The sequence below is a fragment of the Vibrio lentus genome (assembly GCF_002875945.1).
Classification (GTDB): domain Bacteria; phylum Pseudomonadota; class Gammaproteobacteria; order Enterobacterales; family Vibrionaceae; genus Vibrio; species Vibrio apostichopi.
In genome coordinates, this window is the sequence record NZ_MCZK01000053.1 from 1 (window position 1) to 4,423 (window position 4,423).

A 4,423-nucleotide genomic window follows, 5' to 3' on the forward strand; every position below is an offset into this window, starting at 1 on the left:
AGTTTTACTTGACCACTTCAAGGTTGCTAAACGCAATCCATTAGGCGGGTACGACAAAACAAAAGTAACCGTGACCTTTGATAATGAATATCAGCACGAATGCCGCTTAGATTTAGGCTGTGGTGGTAATGATCAGGGTTTTGCTGAACACTGTTTAAGTATGGCTCGTTATTACCGTCAGCATAAAGGGGATGTCGATAAGCCTTGGCTTTATGACAAACACCACCAGCAGTTAATCGAACTCATAAACACTTATGAATTGGACCACTCATTCGTAGATCTAGGGCGTATGCAGGTTAAACAGGCCGAGGAGCAAGCTAAAGCTGAAGAAGCTGCAAAAGAAGAAGCCAAACAACAGGAGCGAGAAAGAGCGTGGCGTGAACACCAGCAAGCGGAGGAGGCGTTTCAAGAAACCTTAGAAGTACCACAATGGGCAAAGGGCGTGATTATTGCCACACTCACGGACTATGACGCTGAAATCAGTGAACCGTATGCTGGAGAGTTTCACACCAAAACATTAAAGACCATCATTCTCGCTTGGTCGAAACACTCTCGAAACCTGTTCCCTGAGCTGCGTAAGGCATGTCTGAATCACCCTGAAACGGCTGTTCTTAATGACCCAGATAAAAGCGTTGAACACCGTGAACGCTTTGCCATGGGGGAAGGCTATTACCTAACTGACACCAAATACATTCGTTACGGATGGCAAGTCAAAAAGCGAAACTTTTACCGAGAGGACAACAAAGCACGGTATGTGCCTTTAGGCGAGGTCGCGATAGGCGAATAAAAGAAAGAGAGGCGAGCGGATCGCCTCTCTCAAAGTAGTCTTATTTTTTTGCCATTATCAACGACAGAATCGCTTGGTGATCACAGTCAACTTGCAAGGTTTGAAACTAATTTATCGGACATAAACGACTTAGTGTCGGCACCCTAAATTATTCAATTCGGATAAGCTGAGTTTGGTCATAATATTTACACTATAATCAAGGTGGTGGCGACTCAAATTTCAGGGACTACATGACACTAATCTCAATTGTAATATGTTGATAAAATAAGCTTTTTACATCACGTGATATTTTGGTAAGGTCACTTAATAACTTCAAATCATTTGCACTTAGGTGAAATAATGCTTTTTTCCGAAATGATTTCTTTGTCCAAGTGGTTAAATGACAAAGAATCTCTATTTAGCCCTATTCAAAAACTTGCCACTCTACAGAGCATACTAAATGGCAATATTGCAGCTCGCCATCCAAACACTCGTCAAGCAACACCGATTAGGCCATTTATTGAAGAAAAAAATCTTGCTCTCGATGCCATAAAAGCACTTTCCTTGTCTGAGCTTTCCAATGATCAAATAGCATGCTTATCCTTACATAACGCCGAACAATTCATGGGCACCGACGCCTACAATTATCTAGAATCGATCTTCAAGAATGAAGTCCATGATTTAGCACATTTAGCTTCCGAAGTTCAAAAAGCACATTCGGCTCTAACTAAAGCAAAAACAGCAATCAATGCTGTAGCTCAATCAATGACACCATATGCAAAGCTAATCGAAGAAGCGCAATACCTAGAAGACCAAGCTAGATTTAGCATCATTTTTAAAGAAGGAGTACAGATCAACAATCTCAAAGATTTAGAAACTAAATCTAAAGAATGGAATACCATTATACATAGTATTGGTGTTTCCCTTGGCGTTCCACCCAATGAGTTTAAAGTGCTTGGAGCGCGAAATGGAAGCTTAGTAATTGACCTCTATATGTGCGCTGCGGCAATTGTACCAATTGGCTTTATTCTTAGCCGCTCCCTCTCAATAATTGAAAGCTTTGCGATAAGTATGAAACGTTTAAAGGCGATTTATGAGTTAGAGATTGATGATCCTGCAATTAAAGAGATTGACGAAGATATCAAAGCAATAAGTGAGAAGTATTTCAGTCATAAACAGCTCGTTTCTGCTAAAAAAATTGCATCTCAAATTCTTGATGAAGCTAAATGCTCCCCCGAAAATAGACCAGAAGCAGAAAGTAATCTTGAATCAGCTATCAAAAAGATACTTAACCACCTACGCAAAGGTGGAGATTTAGATGCATTTGTTCCAACGGAACATAACCCTAACGAAGAAGAGCAACCACATAACCAAGACTCTCAGCTCAAAGCGAATGAACTCATCCAAGAATTCAGGCATAAAAAGCTTGGCTTGAAAAAAGCAGAAATCATTGAGTTACTAGAACACTTTAACTTTGAAGATGATAAAAGCAGTAATAAAAGTGACGCTGCCTAGATCTGTTTAATGCTATCGAAAGCTATCAAATATCGTTAGTGAGCGCATGTTTTGTTTCTAGTGCGCTCATTTCTTCCTTAAAGCTATTGTGTCTACCTTGGTGCTTTTCAGCTCCCAACTCAAGCATTATCCTCTATCCAGCAATCATTCTAACGCCATCAAAAGCTCCTCTTTAGGGGTAGGCTAAAGCTAACAAACCATACCCCCCCTCAATAACACATCTTTCCTTATGATCTTTCATCGCTTCGCACCCTTAGACCAAAAATCTTCAGGCATATGTCATCAATGTGAATAACCATCATTGAATCCGACAGGAGCCCGTAATGAATACCCAAAATTCTGATTACCAAAAACAACAGCGCTATCAGGAGAATGAAATCCTAGAGCATGCGGCTGAGATACTCGCCACACGCTACGTGCGTGGTGATGCCTTAATTAGCCCTGATGCCACCAAAGAGTATGTACGCTGTAAGCTAGGCAGTTATGAACGTGAAGTGTTTGCTTTACTGCTACTGGATAACCAAAACCGACTGATTGAGTTTAAAGAGCTCTTTCTTGGCACCGTCGATGCCGCCAGTGTCTACCCAAGAGAAGTAGTAAAAGCAGTGTTGGAAGTGAATGCAGCTGCGGTAATCATGGCTCACAACCACCCTTCAGGTGACTCTACCCCCTCACAAGCGGATAGACGTATCACCGAAAGACTCAAAGACGCCTTAGCGCTGGTGGATGTGCGCGTATTGGACCATATCGTAACGGGCGAAACCTGCACCTCATTTGCTGAGCGAGGCTGGTTATGATTGAACAACACTATGGTGATATCAATATCAATGAGGCACTGCTCTCATCCTTAGAGAGTCTTCTAGCAGGTCACACACTACCTGAGCAGGCTGAGCGACTGGTACTGAACTGCCGTCAAATGAGTTACTACCGCCATCGCCAAGGACTGCACCCTATAGAGATACAGCTCAAACGAGAGTCAATCTCAGCTCCTTGGTTTATCGTGTTCTTTGCAAGCTTTTCTTACCCTAATGACAACAGTACTTCAGTAGAGCCAGAATTGTACTTTCATCTTGCTAATCGTTGGTTCTATCAACCCGATACAGGAACAACGGATTTATCTCATCCAGAAGTGCAAGAAGTGCTCACCGCTTGGGTGAATGCATTCTCTCGCCACCTAACCCGAAACGTCTTTGATAACGTGCAACTCTCGTTGGTCAGCTCGTTTAACTAACCCTCTACCTACTTTCTGATTTACCCCTAAACAAGGAGGACTGCCTATGTCCCAATTAACCTTTACGTCATTGCCCCTACCTGTCTCTAAGAAGCTATATGCGTTGCTTAATGCGCGTTACTCGGCTCATTTGCTTAACAATGAAACGCTCTCCACCAGCCGTCATGTGGTCTTTAACTTTCGTGATAAAACTTACAGTGCTGATGCAGGTGGCTTTCACCCTGTCGAAATGTCTATTTGCCAATCTTCAACAGGAGAATGGCGTATTGAGTACATCACGGACTTTGCTTATATGGGGAGCTACTACCCTGAGCTTGAGCGGAATTTGGATTTTGACTTTCGCGCTCGTCAATGTTTCGCCAGCTACCACGGCTGGTTTTCAATGAAAGATAACCGTGAGGCTATCGAGCTGTATAAATTGTGGGAGAGTAATTTTCTCGCATACGTCGAGATGGAGGCATTCGACGATATTACTCTTACTCCGCAATAGCTCATGACTTCCCTTCTTCTGCAAACTATCAAACTTATCTCTGCCCTCATCACGTTACTTTCTCTTTCCCCTTTCTTTGGTGCCATTGGAACCCTAACGACCTTAGGCTTTCTGGTGGTACTGCTGATTGGGTTACTGGTAGCCATCTCAGAGCTGAGAGATAAAAACAATCGTCGATAATGTTAATCGACTCACGCTTTCGCTAAGTCGATTGATGGCGCTTCAACCGTTGGACATTATGTGTCGAACCCACCTCTATTCTCCCGACATTAAATGTCCAACTCCGGTGTGGAGCGCTATGTATTGAGAGAGTAGTCATGAGCAATAAAACCAGCATTGAAGGCTTATCTGCTTTGCTGCACACGCTGATGCTTATTCCTCAACATCGATGGATCACCGTTAGGGAGTTGCAGCAGCAGTT

The 4,423-nt window shown here is 42.9% G+C and carries 6 protein-coding genes; all 6 read left to right on the forward strand.

The window, feature by feature from the left end; translation table 11 throughout:
- Positions 1 to 787, forward strand: a 787-nt coding sequence (locus tag BCT49_RS04580) for an LPD25 domain-containing protein (protein ID WP_102434330.1), incomplete at its 5' end; no start/stop codon positions are given.
- Positions 788 to 1,126: 339 nt separating this feature from the next.
- Positions 1,127 to 2,281, forward strand: coding sequence for a hypothetical protein (locus tag BCT49_RS04585; protein WP_102434331.1), 1,155 nt, complete (start codon positions 1,127 to 1,129; stop codon positions 2,279 to 2,281).
- Positions 2,282 to 2,604: 323 nt separating this feature from the next.
- A complete protein-coding gene (gene radC / locus BCT49_RS04590; RefSeq protein ID WP_102434332.1) occupies positions 2,605 to 3,078 on the forward strand; it encodes a RadC family protein in 474 nt (157 codons plus the stop codon).
- Positions 3,075 to 3,512, forward strand: coding sequence for a DUF2787 domain-containing protein (locus BCT49_RS04595; RefSeq protein WP_102434333.1), 438 nt, complete (start codon positions 3,075 to 3,077; stop codon positions 3,510 to 3,512). Before radC ends, BCT49_RS04595 begins: the two co-directional genes overlap by 4 nt.
- Before the next feature lie 46 nt (positions 3,513 to 3,558).
- Positions 3,559 to 4,002 carry a DUF2787 domain-containing protein gene (locus BCT49_RS04600; RefSeq protein WP_102434334.1) on the forward strand — a complete coding sequence of 148 codons (444 nt, stop codon included), beginning with the start codon at positions 3,559 to 3,561 and terminating at the stop codon, positions 4,000 to 4,002.
- Positions 4,003 to 4,005: 3 nt separating this feature from the next.
- On the forward strand, positions 4,006 to 4,182 hold the full coding sequence (locus tag BCT49_RS04605; RefSeq protein WP_004735678.1) for a hypothetical protein: 177 nt from the start codon (positions 4,006 to 4,008) through the stop codon (positions 4,180 to 4,182).
- Positions 4,183 to 4,423: the final 241 nt, after the last annotated feature.

Excerpts from the sequence above, each read along its gene's own strand:
- BCT49_RS04585 (WP_102434331.1), top strand. The coding sequence starts at position 1,127 with ATGCTTTTTTCCGAAATGATTTCTTTGTCCAAGTGGTTAAATGACAAA.
- radC (WP_102434332.1), top strand. The coding sequence starts at position 2,605 with ATGAATACCCAAAATTCTGATTACCAAAAACAACAGCGCTATCAGGAG.
- BCT49_RS04595 (WP_102434333.1), top strand. The coding sequence starts at position 3,075 with ATGATTGAACAACACTATGGTGATATCAATATCAATGAGGCACTGCTC.
- BCT49_RS04600 (WP_102434334.1), top strand. The coding sequence starts at position 3,559 with ATGTCCCAATTAACCTTTACGTCATTGCCCCTACCTGTCTCTAAGAAG.
- BCT49_RS04605 (WP_004735678.1), top strand. The coding sequence starts at position 4,006 with ATGACTTCCCTTCTTCTGCAAACTATCAAACTTATCTCTGCCCTCATC.